Raw genomic sequence first — 14,480 nt, forward strand, 5'->3', positions numbered from 1 at the left:
TGGGCTACGCTGGCCGCATGCCGCGTGAAACGTTGAATCGCGATCAGATCGTCGAAGCAGCGATCGAGCTCCTCGACGAAGCGGGAGTCGAGGGTCTGAGCATGCGGCGCCTCGGCAAGCGGCTGAACTCGGCCGCGACCGCCGTGTACTGGCACGTCGGCGACAAGGGGAACCTCGTCGTCCTCGCCGCCGACCGGGTGTGGGGCGAGATCGAGCTGCTCGACCCCGCCGGGACGGGCTGGCGGACCGCCGCGCGTGCCCTGGTGCAGGACACGTACGCGATGGTCGAACGCCACCCCTGGCTGGTCCAGGCGATCAGCACGCACTTCGTCCACGGCCCCGGCATGGCCCGCTTCCAGAACCATTCGTACGCCGTCTACGAAGCGGCCGGATTCACCGGACGTGACCTCGACGGGGCCGTGAACACGGCCTTCACCTTCGTGGCGGGCACCGCCCTGCTGGACGCCACCCGGGCCGCCGCGTCCCGCGCGAAGTCCACCGACGTCGCCGCCCAGGCGGACGAGATCGCCGCCACCTACCCCCGGCTGCGCGAGCGCATGGAGGCCCTCGGCGACGTCGATCCGGCCGAACTGTTCAGCCAGGAGTTCGCCTTCGGCCTGGAGACCGTCCTCGACGGCATCGAGGCCCGGCTGCGCGGCGAGGGCGCCGCCCACGCCGTGCGGGAGCTGTCCCACTGAGGACCGCGGCTTCCTCATGACGTCCGCCGGGAGAGCCGACACTCCGTCAAGTCCCGTCTTATTGTCGAATTAAAAACAGCACTTCAGTCGAATGGAACACGCTAATCGATATGCCCGAGTAAAGCCTTATCGCCCACAAATGGGTGATTACATCAATTTGGTGAGATTTCTGGTAACTATGGGATGGTCCGCCGTCGTTCCTTCTTTCCCGGAGCCATCCATGATCACTGCCGTCACGTCGGAGCAGGTGGAGGAGCGGAGCCTCGCTTTCGAGGGTTTCGCGTACGAGTGCCGCATCGTCCATCAGAGAGCCCCGGTGACGGAACCGTTGGTGCTGCTCGGAGGCTCGTCCCAGAACAGATACTCGTGGCAGGGGCACGAGAAGTGGCTGTCGCCGCTGTGCACGCTGATCACCGTGGACCTGCCCGGTTACGGCGCCTCGGATTTCCTGCCCGCGCGATACGACATCGACTTCCTCGCCGCCGCGCTCAGGCACATGCTGGTCGAGACCGGGATGCCCCGGGTGAATCTTTTCGGCGGCTGCTTCGGTGAAGTCGTCGGCCTCCGCTTCGCGCAACTCCACCCGGAGTTCATCAGCCGCATCGTCTTCTGCGGCGCGGCGATGCGCCTGCCGGAGATCTACGCCGAGGCCGTACCGCGACTGTCGCGGTCACTCGAGCGCGGTGACATCACCGGGGCCGCCGACGGGCTCGTACGAATGTTCATGTCGAACCCCGGCGCCGGCCGGGTCCGCAAGCACGCGGCCGTGGCGCGCCTCCTCCACCGGCAGTTCATGAGCCAGACCCCGGACGAACTCAGGAAGGCCGTGGAGCACAACACCAGGCTGATGACGCACGGCTGCTACCGGCCGCTGCCCGTGCCCCGGGTGCCCTCCCTGGTGTTCACGGGCGAGTACGACAGCCTGTGCACCCCCGACATGGGCCGCGAGGTCGCCGCGACGATGCCCATGGCGCGGTTCACGACCGTCAAGGAGGCCGATCACCTGGTCACGCTGGAGCGCATGGAGGAGGCCTCGGACCTGATCGGCCGGTTCTGCACGGACCGCCCCGTCGACGGCCTGCCGTACTGCAACGCCGTCGAGTCGCTGTGCGCCGGCGTGTGATCTGCCCCCACGTACACGGAGAATGGCCGGGACCCGGTATCGGGTCCCGGCCATTGTCCGCAGGACGTCGGTACTACTTCTTGCCGCTGAGAGCGACGGTGCTGACGCAGCTGACCTCGCCCGTCGACGAGGGGCAGGTCTGCGTCGAATCGTTCACGACATGAACGTTTCCCTGCTTGTCAGTGGTGACGGTGTACTCGCTCACCTGCACGCAGCGGACGTGGCCGTTGCCGTCGTCAGCGCACTTGCTGGGGCCGTCGGCACCGAAGGACTGAGCGGCTCCGACGCCGATCAGGGCGAAGCTCCCCAGGATCCCCGCCACCGCTGCGATCTTCTTCGACTTGAGCATCTACCTTTTCCTTAGCTGAACCGGTACGCGAGTACTGGACCGGTACACGAGCCAGGCAGGCCCGGGCCCGGACGCATCGGTCCGAGCCACGGAGCCTGCCTAGATCACCTGGTCAGTGATCACTTGCCGAGAGCGAAGCCCTGGCTGCACGTCAGCGACTTGGTCTCGCGGTTGTCCTGGTTGGCCAGGCCGAGAAGGGCGAGGTTGACGTTGATGTCGTCGATGTTGATGAGGCCCTGGGTCGACGTGTTCTGCTCGCACGACTGGTTCTGCTTGTTGTCGAGCTTGAACGCCGCGTCGTCGCCGGCCTGGCTGACGCCGGCCCCCAGCATGCTGACGCTGCCGATCATGGCTGCGACGACTGCGGCCTTCTGGTACTTGCGCATTACCTCTCCGTTTCTCGTGTCGACACGGTCCGTGTTGAACCGGCCACGTTCGGTGATTAACATAAGGGGCAGTTGAGGATCTTTGGCAGATGAAACGCCGAATAACGTAAGTTTCTTGAAAAGTGCATTCGCAAGCGGACTCGGGGCTCGAACACATGGGGTTCGAGCCCCGAGGCGCGCTAGATCACCTGGCGAGTGATCACTTGATGCCGAAGGCCTGGCTGCAGGTCAGCGACTCGACCTCGCGGTTGTCCTGGGTGGCGAGACCCAGCAGGGCGCCCACGTTGACGTTGACGTCGTCGACGTTCACGAGACCCTGCGTGCTGTCGTTCTGCGAGCAAGCCTGGTTCTGCTTGTTGTCGAGGCGGAACTTGCCCTCGTCGTCGTGGGCCTGGCTGACGCCGGCACCCAGGAAGCTGACGCTGCCGAGCATGGCCACGACGACCGCGGCCTTCTGGAACTTGCGCATTACCTCTCCGTTTCTCGTGTCGACACGGTCCGTGTTGGACCGGCCACTGACAGTCACCAACGTAAAGGATCTGTGCGGCTTTTGAAGGATGAAACGCCGAATTGCGTAAGTTTCTTGAAAAGGCTGCTCGTGGCACCGCGGCGAGCCGCGGGCCCGCACCGGGAGGGTGATCCGGGGCGGCTCGCCGTGACTCGTCCGGCGCCGCCGCGTTGAGCGGGAAGTGCGGCCAGCGTGTCCTGCTGCCGCACCTACCAAGTCACTAAGGAGAACGTGATGTCTCGCATCCTCAAGGCGGCCACCGTCGCCCTCGGTACCGGCGCCGTGGCCCTCGGCGGGGCCGGCATCGCCATGGCGAACGCCGGAGCCGAGGGTGCCGCGGTCGGCTCGCCCGGCGTGGCGTCCGGCAATGTCGTCCAGGTGCCGGTCCACGTGCCGGTCAACGTGTGCGGAAACACCGTCACCATCATCGGGGCCCTCAACCCGGCCATCGGGAACGTCTGCGAGAACGGCCACAAGGTGAGCGGCTACGGCAACTGAGCAGCTCTGCCGTCCTGTTGTGAGAGCCCCGGCGCCGTGCGGCGCCGGGGCTCTCCCCGTGGGTCCGCGTCACCTCACGCGTACCGGTAGATCCGGCCCACGTCCTCGAGCTCGTCGGGCGTCACGTCCCACGGTGGCAGCTTCTGGTGCCGTGCCACGATCCGGTCGTGCTGCGCGTCCCTGGGGCCCGGTGGCGTCGCGGGGAGGTAGCGGGCCCCGCGGTGGCGGCGCTGCCAGCGGTACCACTGGAGGTCGATGAAGGCGTGATGCAGCCAGAAGACGGGGTCGTTGACGGAGGCACCGCCGAGCATCGCCCCGCCGACCCAGCGGTGCACCAGGTTGTGGTTGCGCCAGGAGGGGCTGTCCCGGCCGGTGTTCCAGCCCTCCAGCCTGTTGCGGAAGCCCCGCGTGACCGTCGAGTCCCAGGGCGCGACGTCGTAGTCGGGGTCCCGCAGCGCCCACTCCAGGTCGTCCTTCGTGGGCAGTTCGAGCGGATCGCGGGCGCGGCCGAGGTCCCGGGTGAGGAACTTCCCTTCCGTCACGCCCGCGTTGAGGGTCCAGTGGCCCTCGCGATAGGCGAACGGACCGGTCCTCACCTGGCGGTCGGAGCCGTGTCCGTCGCCGCCGAGGAGGTCCGCCGTCCAGGGCACGGACGTTCTCGTGCGGTTCCGGGTCCAGTCCCAGTACGGAACGGTCACCGAGGAGTCCACGCGGCGCAGCGCGCTCTCCAGGTCGAGCAGGAACCGGCGGTGCCAGGGCAGGAAGGAGGGCGCCATGTGTGCGGTGCGCAGTCCGTCCTCGCCGTCGGTGGGGAAGTACGCGATGTGCGTCCGTACGAACTCGTCGTACTCGCCCCGCCGTTTGACCTCCAGCAGCGCGTTGACGAACCGTCGCTTCTCGGCCGCCGTGAGCGTGGCGGCGTCCTTACGCACGTACGTCATGCCGGTCCCCCATGTGCGAGTGCCCCGCGCCCACCGGTCCCGGGGCCACGTCGCGCAGCCGCTCACCGGGGCCGAGTTCGTCGACCGCGGCGCGGGCGGCCTCGACCGGTGTCCGGTAGGGCCGGTAGTGGTCGACCATGCTGAGCCAGGTGCCGTCGGCCCGGCGCATCAGATGCAGCGGGCGGCCGTCCACGGTGACGCGCCAGTGTCCGTCTCCGGACGGGCCGTCGGCGGGGGTCCACGTACCGTGGATGCTGCGACCGCGGTAGGTCTCCGCGAAGGCGGTGCCGTCCGGCGTTCTCCCGGACTCGGCCTCCCGGCGCGAAGGCCACTCGGCGACGACCGCCGGGGCCAGCGCGGCGGCGAGTGCGCAGGCGAGCAGCCCGCGCGTCGCGTCCCGCCGTGTACTGCTGACGACCATGTCCACTCCTCGTACGGTTCGGGTCCCTACCCGTAACCGCCGAACGCCCCAGGCGGTCACCGTCGTTCGGCCGGACAGCGATCATCCGGCCGTACACACGGAGGGACGGCCCTCGGACTGAACCGGGGGCCGTCCCTCCGTACGGCTTGTCCTCAGGGCTACAGCGACAGACCGCCGTGCAGCGGCTTGGCGTCCTGCAGTGCTTCCCTGGCGTCCTTCGCCGAGTGGTGCAGCGGCCGGGCATCGTTCAGCGCGTTCGCGGCGCCCTTCACCGACTCGATCAGCCCTCCACTCTTCCCGGACGCGAGGTCCGACTGGTGCAGCGGCACGTCGAGGGGGAGCTTGGTGTTCACGGTGCCGCTGAAGCCGGTGTTCGCCACGTCCTCGGCGGCGAACGCGGGCCCGGCGACACTGGCGGCGATCAGGGATCCGGCAAGGACGGCGGCAGCCTTCAGGGACTTCATCGTGTTCCTTTCTTCGGCAACGCGGGTTGCCGGAGGTGACTCTCTGTCGCCGTGCCTAACGAGCCCTGACCGGTGCGGAAACCGGAGACACCCAAGATTGCGAGTCCTCATATGAGATTGCTGAAGGGCCGGACCTCACACTCCGGGTGCGACGCTCGTGCGGCGATCAGGAGGCCGGCGCCTGCACCGGCGCCTGCACCGGCGCCGGCAGCGTGACCGCGGGGAGCGTGACCTCGGGAAGTGTGACGGCGGGGAGCGTGACCGCGGGGAGCGTGTCCGGGTCCGCTGCCTCCGGCTCCGATGCGGCGGGCGTCGGCAGCGCGCCGTCGGCCAGCGCGCCGGTGAGCAGGTCGATGAGGTCGCCCAGCAGACCGCCGAGCGACGGAAGCACCTGGTCGGTGTCACCGGAGGTGATCGAGTCCAGGAGGTCTTCCAGGGCCTTCTCCAGGTCGTCCAGCAGGTCGGCGGGGGCGGCGGCGCGCCGCGTGGACGCCCTGGACTCGGCCTTGGCGACCACCTTGGCCAGGGCGCGCTTCGCCGGGTCGCCGAGCCTTCTGGCCTCGGCGGCGGACAGCCGGCCGTGGTCCGCCTTGAGCACGGCGTTCAGCAGGTCGGTGACCGGGACGACGTCCTTGCCGAAGGCGTTCAGCTTCCTGACCTGTGCGAGGAGCTCGTCCGCGCGCAGGCGCGGAGCGTCCGGCGACGTCGCGTGGCTGCGTTCGCGGGCCGGGTCGGCTGCCATGGCGGCCGGCCCGGTGACCCCGACGAGGAGGGCGGCGCACAGGGTGCCGGACGCGATACGCCGTGCGGGCAGAGCGCGCATGGGAGTTCCTTTCGATGGGCCTGTGGTCCTGAGCCCACCGTGAAAGCGCCCGCGACCGCCTGCAACCTCTCCTGGGCATTAGGGGGAACGACGCCGGCCGCCCTCCGCGGAAGGACTCCGGGAGGGCGGCCGCCAAAGGGATGGTCTCGGGCGTCAGCGGTTGACGCAGTAGTTGCCCAGCGTCGGGTTCAGGAACCCGGCGCCGTTGACGGTGTTGCCGCAGATGTTGATCGGGACGTTGATCGGGGCCTGGACGACGTTGCCCGACAGGACGCCCGGGGAGTTGGCGGCGGCACCGCTCGCGTTGCTGTTGGCGGCGGCGACACCGGCACCGCCGGCGACAGCCGCGGCGGCGGCGGAGGTCAGTACCAGGCCCTTGGCGATACGCGACATGGAGAAGTGCTCCTTGAGTTGACGCAGAACATCCGGGCGGTGTGCCCGGCTCTGTGTTAACGCGCGACGCCATGGACGGTTGTGCGCCGATGGCGTGATTCTTTGCGGCCGATGGGTTTCACCATTCCGACACACTTGTCGGCTTTCACCATACTTGTCCGGTTAGCGATTAGCGTGCGGATCTCCCGACGACCCCCTCTGGGCTGGCACGCGCACTCTGCCGCCGCTGCCATCGCCACCTGTTCCGAAAGGGCCACGACGGTCATGCCCCATTCCCTGGGTCCGCTGCTTCGCCGTGCGACGGTGGGCGTCCTCGCCCTTGCCGTGACATGGGCGCCCGGCGGCTTCCCGGCCTCCGCGACAGCCGCGAAGGCCACGAAGGTCACAAAGGCCGCACCCGAGGCGAGCAGCGTCTCGTTCGCCCAGCGGTACCGCGCCCACCAGCACGGCGGCATCGTGCGCGCGGCCAACACGTCCATCAGCTGCCGCCCGGCACCCATGTGTTCCGACGCGCAGGCGGGCGGGGGCGGGGTGAACGGCGACTTCGACATGTTCTACACCGACGTCGACGGCGACCCGAACACCTACAACTCCTCCCGCGCCGAGGTCCGCCTGCCCGCCGGCTCCCGGGTGACGTACGCGCGTCTGTACTGGGGCGGCAACCTCCGCGTGGGCGAGCAGAAGCCGCCCGAGGACAACGAGAAGGTACTGATCGCCGAGCCCGGCGGCGAGTACAAGCCGCTGCGCGCGGACACGGTCGTCGGCCACCGCGCCGCGGACGGCGCGGAAGCCTTCCAGGCCTCGGCGGACGTGACCCAGCTGGTCCGCGACAGCGTGCCGGGCATGTACACCGTGGCCCAGGTCAACGTGGCGATGGGCAGGTCCGAGGCCGGGGCCTGGGGCGGCTGGACGCTGGTCGTGGCGTACGAGAACCCGGCGGAGCCCCTGCGGGACCTCACGATCTGGGACGGCTTCGCACGGCTGAAGTCCCATGACGCTGAACTGCGGCTCCGTGACGCCGACTTCGCCGCCGGCGCGGGCGGCTACGCGGGCATGGTGGCGTACAACGGCGACCGCGGCGTCACCGGCGACTCGCTCACCATGTCGACCGGCCACGACGGATCCATCGACCTCACCGGCCCCGCCAACCCGCCGGACGACGTCCTGAACTCCACCATCGCCGACTGGGGCATCGCGCGCGTGCCGGCGTACGCCAACAACCTCGGCTACGACTCCGACGTGTTCGACCTCGCAAGGGGCCTCCAGCAGGCCGGTGACCGGGTGAACCTGCGGCTCGTCTCCGACCGGGACTCGGCCTGGGCCGGCGTCCTCTTCGCCGCCGTCGACGCCCGGCAGTGAATCCGTCGCCACCAGTTCCGAGCGCTTTAGCGAGCCAGAAAGCCGCGCATATGCATCTGTCAACCACCAGCCGCCGACCGCGGGTCATGCACCTCACCCAACCGGTGGACGGCGGGGTCGCACGCGTGGTGACCGACCTGGTCCGGGAACAGCTGGCCGACGGCGCGGACGTCGTCGTCGCCTGTCCCGACAGCGCGCTCACGGCGGAACTGCGGGCGCTCGGCGCGACCGTACGGCACTGGGCCGCGACCCGGTCGCCGGGTCCGGCGCTCGCGCGGGAGGTACGGCACCTGGCGCGGCTGATCGACGAGGCACGCCCCGATCTGGTGCACGCCCACAGCGCGAAGGCCGGGCTCGCCGGGCGGCTCGCGGTGCGCGGGCGGATCCCGACGGTCTTCCAGCCGCACGCCTGGTCGTTCGAGGCGGTCGGCGGGATCACCGCCGACCTCGCACTCAAGTGGGAACGGCGGGGCGCCCGTTGGGCCGCCCGCGTGATCTGTGTGAGCGAGGCGGAGCGCGCCACCGGGGTACGCGCCGGAATCCCCGGCCGGTGGACCGTCGTCCCCAACGGCATCGATCCCGAACGCTTCCGCCCGGCACCGGCCCACGCGGTGCGGACCGGCCTCGCACCGCTCGCCGGCCTCGACCCGGCGGCGCCGCTCGCGGTCTGCGTGGGCCGGCTGTGCCGGCAGAAGGGGCAGGACGTCCTGCTGCGGGCGTGGGACACCGTCGTACGCCGAGTGCCCGACGCCCGCCTCGTCCTGGTCGGTGACGGACCGGACAGCGACCGGCTCCGCCAGGAAGCCCCCGAGTCCGTGGTGTTCACCGGCGCCGTCACCGACACCTCGCCCTGGTACCAGGCCGCCGATCTCGTCGTCCTGCCCTCCCGCTGGGAGGGCATGGCGCTGGCCCCGCTGGAAGCCATGGCCTGCGGCCGGCCCGTGGTGGTGACGGACGTCGACGGCGCCCGCGAGAGCCTGCCGCCCACCTTCGCCGCCCAGTGCCTGGTCCCCCCTCAGGACCGAGCGGCGCTGGCCGGGGCAGTCACGGAGCTGCTGCTCGACCCGCCGCTGCGCGAGTCGCTCGGCGACCGGGCCCGCCGGCACGTGCTGTCCACCCATGACGTGCGGCACACCGCCCGAGCGGTCGCGGACGTCTACCGCGACCTGCTCGGCACCTGGCCCGCCACCGGAAGAGCGGGCCTGACAGGCGGTGGCGCCGAGGCGAACCAGACAAGACAGCGCGTCGCGCCCACCGAGCACAGGGAGTCGAACCACTCGTGACCGCCGAACGTACCGTCCCCTCCCCCGGCCTACAGCCACGGGACCACCAGTCCTCGCCCGTCTCTGTCATGCCGCCGCGCGGCACCGCCCCCGGCGTCCGGCTGCCCGCCCCCCGACCACCGGCGCGTTCCGACTCGCCGGTGCCACTGCTCGTCGCCGACGGCATCGCCGCCCTCGTCGGCAGCCTGGCACTCACCGGGGCCCACCACCCGGTGGTCGTGGCCCTGCTGATCGTCGTATCGCTGCTGCTGCGCCCGCGCGGAACCCGGCCACCGGTGCCGGCGCTGCTGGAGGAACTGCCCGCCGTGTGGGGCCGCATCACGGTGGCCTGGCTGGCGCTCGCGGCACTCGTGGCGGCCTACCAGCCCGAGCACGCCCTGTCCCTCCGCACCGTACTCACCGGCCTCGCCCTCCAGGCGGCGGCCGGCTCCGCGCTGCGCGGCGCGGTGCACGGACGGCGACGCGCCGCCCTGCTGCGCCACCCGCACACCGCGCTCCTCATCGGCCCGGTGGCGACCGCCCAGCGCGTTGCCGACGCCGTGCTGCGCCACCCGCGCTGCGGTGTACGGCCGGTGGGGATCGTCGCCGGCCAGCCCGACGGCACCGAGGGCCTGCCGGTGCTGACGACCGGCGAGGAAGTCAGACGCGCCGTCATCCAGAACGGGGTGCGGGCGGTACTGACCGTGCACCCGGCCGTGCGCACCGAACAAGGACCACTGCTCGCGGCGCTGGCCGAAGCGGGCTGCGCCGTGTGGGAGGTCGACCCCGACACCCCGTCGTACGGGACGAAGGAACGGCTGGCCGGGTTCGCCTGCCGGCGTCTGGACATGTCCGAGGCCCGCCGCGAGGGCCTGGGCAAGCGCATGCTCGACATCCTCGTGTCGGGAACGCTGCTGCTGCTGGTCAGCCCGCTGCTGCTGGTGTGCGCCGCGAACCTGCGGATCAACGACGGGCCGGGCGTGGTGTTCCGGCAGGAGCGCATCGGCAAGAAGGGCAAGCCCTTCACACTGCTGAAGTTCCGTACGCACCGTCCGGTCGACGAGCACGAGTCGGCGACCCGGTGGAGCGTGGCGAACGAGCACGAGATGCGCTGGTTCTGCCGTATGTTGCGGCGCACCTCGCTCGACGAGCTGCTCCAGCTGTGGAACGTCCTGCGCGGCGACATGAGCCTGGTCGGCCCCCGCCCCGAACGCCCCTACTTCGTCACGCAGTTCGGCCAGACCTACCCCGGTTACGCCGCCCGGCACCGGATGCGGGTCGGCATCACCGGCCTCGCCCAGGTCCACGGACTGCGCGGTGACACCTCCATCGAGGACCGCAGCCGCTTCGACAACGCCTACATCGACAACTGGTCGCTGTGGCAGGACATCTGCATCCTGCTGCGCACCGCGGTCGCCCTGGTGCGTCCGACGGGGAGCTGACACGTGAGTCACGCCCTGACACCGCTCCCGCGCCGGGCCGCAGCACTGGCACCGGTCCTGCCGGCGGTGGCTGTGATGGTCCTGCTGGCGCTGCCGGTGACACCGGGCGGCGCGGAACCCGCCGACGTGGTCTCCGGGCTGATGGTGGTGTACTGCGTGATCCGTCTCCTGCGCGACCGGCGGCGCCCGCTGTCACCCTCGGCGGCCCTGGTGCTGGGGCTGCCGGTGGTGGGGCTCACGCTGGCCGCCATGGGGGCGTCCTCGCCGACGGCCGGGCTCACCGGCCTCGGCCGTTACCTCCAGGTCTTCGTACTCGTCCCGGCGGCCGTACTGCTGCTGATCCGCGACCGCGCCGACTTCCAGGTGCTGGCCTGGTCGTTCGTGGGGCTCGCGCTGTGGCAGGGGGCCATCGGCGTGCACCAGTACGTCACCCGGACCGGCGCCTCCTACCAGGGGGCGGACATCCGGGCGGTCGGCACCTTCGGGGCGCAGGACGTGATGGGCATGGCGTCGGCCGTCGCGCTCGGCCTGGTGTGCGCGACCGGGATCGCGCTGAGCCGGGCCTGCGTGCGCGAGCGAGCCGTCGCCGCCGGCTGCGCGCTGGCGCTGCTGCCCCCGCTCGCGGTCTCGTTCAGCCGGGGCGCCTGGATCGCGACCGCCGTGACGATCACCGTGCAGCTGGTGCTCACCGGGCTGCGGCGCGCGCTGAGGACGGCCGCGGCCGTGGCCGCCGCGGGGGTCGTCCTGGTGGGCGGGTTCGGCGTCGGTACGACACTGCTCCAGCAGCGGATCGACAGCATCGCGCAGGTCACCGACGCCCCCGACCAGTCCGTGATCGACCGGTACACGCTGTGGGCGTCCGCCACCGGCATGTGGCGCCAGCACCCGCTGACCGGCGTCGGGCTGAAGGGCTTCCCCGAGTACCGCGACGGGCACGCCACGCTGGCGCTGTCGTCGGGCGCCGAGATCGCCGGCGCCGGAGTGACGTACCGCAGGCAGGCACTGCTGTCCCCGCACAACATGTACCTGCTGGTGCTCAGCGAGCAGGGCCTGATCGGGCTGCTGACGCTCGCCGGGGGCTGGCTGGCGCTGCTGGTGCGCGGACTGCGCAGACGCCACCGCGACCGCGGACCGGGCGGCGACGCGGCGCTCGTCGCCTGCGGGCTGCTGATCTGGCTGCTGACCGACTTCATGTACGGAGACATCGGCGGCCCCTCGACCGTGCTGATCGGCATGTGCCTGGGGCTCGCCGCCTGGTGGGCGCTCACCGGTGACAAAAAGGCGGACGTCCTGCCCCGCGCCGGAGTGCCCGAGCGCGCCGAGGAGGCCCTGGCACGATGACGGTGAGGCCCTCGCACACCCCCGGATCCGCAGCCGACGGCGCGACCCTGCCCACGGCGCGCACCGCCACCGTCACCGGGGACGGCACCGACCCGACCTCGGCCCCGGCCTCCCGGAAATTCCTCGCCAGAGCCGCGCTCGTCACGGCGACGCTGTCCATCGCCGGCTCCCTGCTGGGCCTGGTCCGCGACCAGTCACTGGCCCGGCTGTTCGGCGCCGGCAGCGACACGGACGCCTTCCTGGTCGCCTGGACCGTGCCGGAGTTCGCCGCCACGCTGCTCATCGAGGACGGGCTGGCGCTGGTGCTGATCCCGGCGTTCAGCATGGCGCTGTCCCGCCGCGCCCGGGGCGGCCCGGGCGACCCGGTCCGCGCCCTGGTGGCCTCCACCCTGCCCCGGTTGTGCCTCGCCTTCGCCGCGGTGGCCGCGGTGATCGCCGGCGCGGCGCCCTACCTGGTCCAGGCCCTGGCGCCCGGCCTGCCCGACCCCCAGCTCGCCGCCGACTGCACCCGGCTCACCTCGACCTGCGTGCTGACCTTCGGGCTCGCCGGCTACTGCAGCGCCGCCCTGCGGGCACACCGCCGGTTCCTCGCGCCCGCGGCGATCTACATCGTCTACAACGCCGGCATCGTCGCCGCGATGTTCCTGCTCGGCGCGAGCTGGGGCGTGCGCTCCGCGGCGGTCGGGGTCGCGGCGGGCGGCTGCCTGATGGTGGTGGTGCAGCTTCCCTCGCTGTGGCGGCAGCTGACGTCGCGCCGGCGGCCGCAGCGCGGCACCGGGGCCGGCGTCGAGGAGCGGCCGGTGCAACTCGCCGTGGTCGCCTCCGTGCTCCTGTTCGCCCTGTGCCGCCAGTCGCAGGTCCTCGTCGAACGCTTCCTCGGCTCCACCCTGCCCGCCGGGGCCATCTCACACCTGAACTACGCGCAGAAGGTCGCCCAGATCCCGATGACGCTGTCGCTGATGGTGTGCACCGTCACCTTCCCGGTGGTGGCCCGGGCACTCGCGGACGGCGACACCGAACGCGCCCGCAGCCGCGTGGAGCGGGATCTGGCGGTCGCCTCCACCCTGGTGCTGCTGGGCATGTGCACGGTGATCGCGTGCGCCCCGCAGATGATCGAACTGCTCTTCCAGCGGGGCGCGTTCACCGCGCAGGACACCGCGGCCACCGCCGACGTGATGCGCGTGTACGCCTTCGGCCTGCTGGGCCAGACCCTGGTGGGCGCGCTGACCCGCTCCTACTTCTCGGCGGGCCGGCCCACCTGGTACCCCGTCGGCGCGATGGCCGCCGGCATCGCCGTGACCTCCTGGATCGGCGCCGCGACCGTGGGCGCCTGGGGGGTGGACGGGATCGCCGCCGCCAACGCCATCGGCATCACCTTCACGGCCGCCGTGATGCTCGCCGGCCTGCGCACGGGCCGGCAGGACAACCCCCACGGCGTCTCGATCCGCATCCGGCAGGTACTGGCCGAGCTGAGCAGGCCGGTGCGCGCAGCGATCGTCGCCACCGTCGCCGGGGCCTTCGTCGCGAGCCGGCCGGAGTCCCCGGTGGCGGGTCTCGTGGCCGGCTGCCTGACCGTGGCCGTCGTCTTCCTCCCGCTCACCCTGGCCCTGGGCGCCCAGGGCCAGGCATCCGCACTGCACTCCGTACGCACCGTCACACGAAGGCTCACACATGGCCTCTTCCGTTGATTCCGTTGATTCCGCCGGCTCCGTCGACTCCGTCGCTTCCGCCGAGACCGGCAGACTCCCCGCCCCGCGCCCGGGTCCCGTCCCCTGGGTGGCGATGTACCACTCGGTGGGCGACTGCTCGGACGACCCGTACCGCATCACGGTCACGCCCGGGCGGCTCGAACGGCAGCTGGCGTGGCTGCGCAGGCGCGGGCTGCGGGGCGTGTCCGTGGCCGAACTGCTCGCCGCCCGCGCCCGCGGGGAGGGGCGGGGGCTGGTCGGGCTCACCTTCGACGACGGGTACGCCGACTTCGTCAGCGACGCCCTGCCCCTGTTGCGCCGCTGGGGCTGCGGCGCCACCCTCTTCGTCCTGCCCGGGCGGCTCGGCGGCAACAACGCCTGGGACCCGCTGGGCCCGCGCAAGCCGCTGCTGACCGCGGACGGCATCCGGCGCGCGGCCGCCGAGGGCGTGGAGATCGGCTCGCACGGACTGACCCACGTCGACCTCACCAAGGCGGACGACCTCACCCTCAAGACCGAGGTCACCGAAAGCCGGCAGCGGATCGCCGAGTTGACCGGCTCCCGCGTCGACGGCTTCTGCTACCCGTACGGCACGGTCGACGCCCGCGCCGTCGAAGCCGTACGGGCGGCCGGGTACGCCTACGCCTGCGCCATCGATCCCGGCCCGCTGACCGGCCCGCACGCCCTGCCGCGCGTGCACGTCGGCCAGAACGACACGACCTGGCGGCTGCACCTCAAGCACCGTCTGCACCGGCTGCGCCGACGCCCGGTGGAGGGCCTCTGA

General features: G+C 71.4%; 17 protein-coding genes. 9 read left to right on the top strand and 8 right to left on the bottom strand.

Going from position 1 to position 14,480, the window contains the following annotated elements; genetic code table 11:
- Nucleotides 1-17 precede the first annotated feature (17 nt).
- A complete protein-coding gene (locus ACFY01_RS15215) occupies nucleotides 18-698 on the top strand; it encodes a TetR/AcrR family transcriptional regulator (RefSeq protein ID WP_390736170.1) in 681 nt (226 codons plus the stop codon).
- Between the two features lie 220 nt (nucleotides 699-918).
- Nucleotides 919-1,821, top strand: a complete 903-nt coding sequence (locus ACFY01_RS15220) for an alpha/beta fold hydrolase (RefSeq protein ID WP_390736171.1) — start codon at nucleotides 919-921, stop codon at nucleotides 1,819-1,821.
- A gap of 73 nt (nucleotides 1,822-1,894) precedes the next feature.
- On the opposite strand, the gene ACFY01_RS15225 is transcribed toward ACFY01_RS15220, so the two are convergent.
- The 3 genes from ACFY01_RS15225 to ACFY01_RS15235 form a co-directional block, all read right to left on the bottom strand.
- Nucleotides 1,895-2,170, bottom strand: a complete 276-nt coding sequence (locus ACFY01_RS15225; protein WP_390736172.1) for a hypothetical protein — start codon at nucleotides 2,168-2,170, stop codon at nucleotides 1,895-1,897.
- 119 nt (nucleotides 2,171-2,289) lie between these two features.
- Complete coding sequence (locus ACFY01_RS15230; RefSeq protein WP_390736173.1) at nucleotides 2,290-2,556, bottom strand: hypothetical protein; 267 nt, start codon at nucleotides 2,554-2,556, stop codon at nucleotides 2,290-2,292.
- A gap of 199 nt (nucleotides 2,557-2,755) precedes the next feature.
- Nucleotides 2,756-3,025 (bottom strand): hypothetical protein, encoded by a 270-nt coding sequence (locus ACFY01_RS15235; RefSeq protein ID WP_390736174.1) that lies wholly within the window; start codon nucleotides 3,023-3,025, stop codon nucleotides 2,756-2,758.
- A gap of 273 nt (nucleotides 3,026-3,298) precedes the next feature.
- Between ACFY01_RS15235 and ACFY01_RS15240 the strand changes: the two genes are divergently transcribed.
- Nucleotides 3,299-3,562, top strand: a complete 264-nt coding sequence (locus ACFY01_RS15240; protein ID WP_390736175.1) for a chaplin — start codon at nucleotides 3,299-3,301, stop codon at nucleotides 3,560-3,562.
- 74 nt (nucleotides 3,563-3,636) lie between these two features.
- Here ACFY01_RS15240 and ACFY01_RS15245 read toward each other — a convergent pair whose 3' ends face one another.
- The 5 genes from ACFY01_RS15245 to ACFY01_RS15265 form a co-directional block, all read right to left on the bottom strand.
- Entirely contained in the window at nucleotides 3,637-4,503 is an 867-nt protein-coding gene (locus tag ACFY01_RS15245) for a tyrosinase family protein (RefSeq protein WP_390736176.1), read from the bottom strand.
- Complete coding sequence (locus tag ACFY01_RS15250; RefSeq protein ID WP_390736177.1) at nucleotides 4,487-4,924, bottom strand: tyrosinase family oxidase copper chaperone; 438 nt, start codon at nucleotides 4,922-4,924, stop codon at nucleotides 4,487-4,489. The genes ACFY01_RS15245 and ACFY01_RS15250 overlap by 17 nt, the downstream gene beginning before the upstream one ends.
- Before the next feature lie 158 nt (nucleotides 4,925-5,082).
- On the bottom strand, nucleotides 5,083-5,388 hold the full coding sequence (locus ACFY01_RS15255; RefSeq protein WP_390736178.1) for a hypothetical protein: 306 nt from the start codon (nucleotides 5,386-5,388) through the stop codon (nucleotides 5,083-5,085).
- 166 nt (nucleotides 5,389-5,554) lie between these two features.
- Nucleotides 5,555-6,211 (bottom strand): hypothetical protein, encoded by a 657-nt coding sequence (locus tag ACFY01_RS15260; RefSeq protein WP_390736179.1) that lies wholly within the window; start codon nucleotides 6,209-6,211, stop codon nucleotides 5,555-5,557.
- A 153-nt stretch (nucleotides 6,212-6,364) separates the two neighbouring features.
- On the bottom strand, nucleotides 6,365-6,604 hold the full coding sequence (locus tag ACFY01_RS15265) for a chaplin (RefSeq protein ID WP_390736180.1): 240 nt from the start codon (nucleotides 6,602-6,604) through the stop codon (nucleotides 6,365-6,367).
- Nucleotides 6,605-6,868: 264 nt separating this feature from the next.
- On the opposite strand from ACFY01_RS15265, the gene ACFY01_RS15270 reads away from it, so the two are divergent.
- From ACFY01_RS15270 to ACFY01_RS15295, 6 genes are all read left to right on the top strand, one after another.
- The gene (locus tag ACFY01_RS15270) at nucleotides 6,869-7,963 is read left to right on the top strand and encodes a DUF3344 domain-containing protein (RefSeq protein WP_390736181.1); all 1,095 of its coding nucleotides are present in this window, start codon (nucleotides 6,869-6,871) and stop codon (nucleotides 7,961-7,963) included.
- A gap of 50 nt (nucleotides 7,964-8,013) precedes the next feature.
- A complete protein-coding gene (locus tag ACFY01_RS15275) occupies nucleotides 8,014-9,246 on the top strand; it encodes a glycosyltransferase family 4 protein (protein WP_390736182.1) in 1,233 nt (410 codons plus the stop codon).
- Nucleotides 9,243-10,667, top strand: coding sequence for an exopolysaccharide biosynthesis polyprenyl glycosylphosphotransferase (locus ACFY01_RS15280; protein ID WP_390736183.1), 1,425 nt, complete (start codon nucleotides 9,243-9,245; stop codon nucleotides 10,665-10,667). Before ACFY01_RS15275 ends, ACFY01_RS15280 begins: the two co-directional genes overlap by 4 nt.
- 3 nt (nucleotides 10,668-10,670) lie before the next feature.
- The gene (locus tag ACFY01_RS15285; protein WP_390736184.1) at nucleotides 10,671-12,008 is read left to right on the top strand and encodes an O-antigen ligase family protein; all 1,338 of its coding nucleotides are present in this window, start codon (nucleotides 10,671-10,673) and stop codon (nucleotides 12,006-12,008) included.
- Entirely contained in the window at nucleotides 12,005-13,696 is a 1,692-nt protein-coding gene (gene murJ / locus ACFY01_RS15290; protein ID WP_390736185.1) for a murein biosynthesis integral membrane protein MurJ, read from the top strand. Before ACFY01_RS15285 ends, murJ begins: the two co-directional genes overlap by 4 nt.
- A gap of 94 nt (nucleotides 13,697-13,790) precedes the next feature.
- On the top strand, nucleotides 13,791-14,480 hold the full coding sequence (locus ACFY01_RS15295) for a polysaccharide deacetylase family protein (protein ID WP_390736231.1): 690 nt from the start codon (nucleotides 13,791-13,793) through the stop codon (nucleotides 14,478-14,480).

This window comes from Streptomyces sp. NPDC001480 (assembly GCF_042894725.1).
Classification (GTDB): domain Bacteria; phylum Actinomycetota; class Actinomycetes; order Streptomycetales; family Streptomycetaceae; genus Streptomyces.